Source organism: Photobacterium lucens, from assembly GCF_009873615.1.
In the GTDB taxonomy this organism is placed as follows: Bacteria; Pseudomonadota; Gammaproteobacteria; order Enterobacterales; family Vibrionaceae; genus Photobacterium; species Photobacterium lucens.
Window position 1 is genome coordinate 1 of the sequence record NZ_SSMG01000257.1, and the last position, 1,333, is coordinate 1,333.

1 protein-coding gene and 1 pseudogene are annotated in these 1,333 nt (G+C 35.5%); both read left to right on the forward strand.

What is annotated here, in order from left to right:
• Window positions 1–98 precede the first annotated feature (98 nt).
• Entirely contained in the window at window positions 99–338 is a 240-nt protein-coding gene (locus tag E5A76_RS11080) for a cell division topological specificity factor MinE (RefSeq protein ID WP_053987737.1), read from the forward strand.
• 290 nt (window positions 339–628) lie between these two features.
• Window positions 629–1,333: pseudogene (locus E5A76_RS11085) on the forward strand (HD domain-containing phosphohydrolase); the annotation flags it as partial.

The following is a 1,333-nucleotide window of genomic DNA, read 5'->3' on the forward strand; positions in this document are numbered from 1 at the left end:
GTTTGATCAAGATCGTGAAAACATCGATAAAATGTAACTGAAAGCAAAACTACACTATAATCGTACAAAAGAATTTTTAATAAATAAGGATATTGAGTATGTTCAAACTGTGGAAGACCAAAGAAACAGACAGGCCTGCGTTAGGTTCCGCCTCCATTGCTAAGCAACGCCTATTAGGTGAACTTCGTACTAACCGTATTCCTTACAATATTCAGATGATGAAAGATGAGTTAGCTAAGCTTTTATCTCAATGGTCAGATATTAAGGAAAATAAGATCGAGATCGTTAAAACATCTGAATCGACGTCTCTATTAAAAATAAAGTGTCGCTGTTCATAGTTTAATCGTTTGATTGAATGTAAAAGCTCCTTCTTTTCTGCTTTTGCCTAAAGCAATACATCTTTACGTCTAAATTTCTTTCATTTTCATCTTATTTTCTGAATTCCCCGTCTTTCCTTTAGTGCCGCAACGCTTCTTTTATCAATAAATTTCATCGTTTTAGCTTTTTTGTTTGTTCCTTGACATAACTTTGTTATCTCTATCTGAAATGTATTCAATAATTGTTATTGATATAGTTAATAGTTTGTATTATTCGTGTAGCTATAAATCGTAATGGGATCGCGGAAAGTATGTTAGGAAGGACTCTATTTAAGCATCGACGAATTAGTATAAAGTCGATTGTTATTTCTCTTTTTGTATTGGTGTCGGTAATTACGTCGTCTATTGCGATAGGTCTTCAGTACTATCACAGTAAAGAGATGGCACGAGAGCAAGCTAGAAGTAAGTATCAGATGATGGCTGAATCGGTATCTGATGCGGTTACTCGCGTGAATGATAATGCGGTAAGTACCATTAAGTTATTATCTCACTTGGGTACGGTTTTGAAGTCGCCATCACAAGAAGATATCCGTGGGATTTTTACTAAAGTATTAAAAGATAACCCGAGCTTTTATAGTGTTTTTCTCGGTGATGAAAATAACTATACGTACATCGTGATTAACCTGGATGCAATGCCAGAGGTTAGGCATAAAAATAATGCATTAAAAGAAGATCGTTGGTTGGTAATTGAGCGTTTATCCGATGATGACGGGGGAGCTCAATATGATCACTATTATGATAAAGACTTTAATTTACGCAAAAAAGTAAAACGTAAAAATGTCATCACGCCGACGTTACGTTCATGGTACAAGCATGCTCATGATGATGTTATTTATCGTAGTGCCCCGTATTTATTCTTACCCGAGGAAATTACGGGTATTACCTATTCTGCGGTGGTGCCGAGTAATGACAAAAAAATTGTTGTCGGTATTGATCTCACACTGTCTCATTTTAAT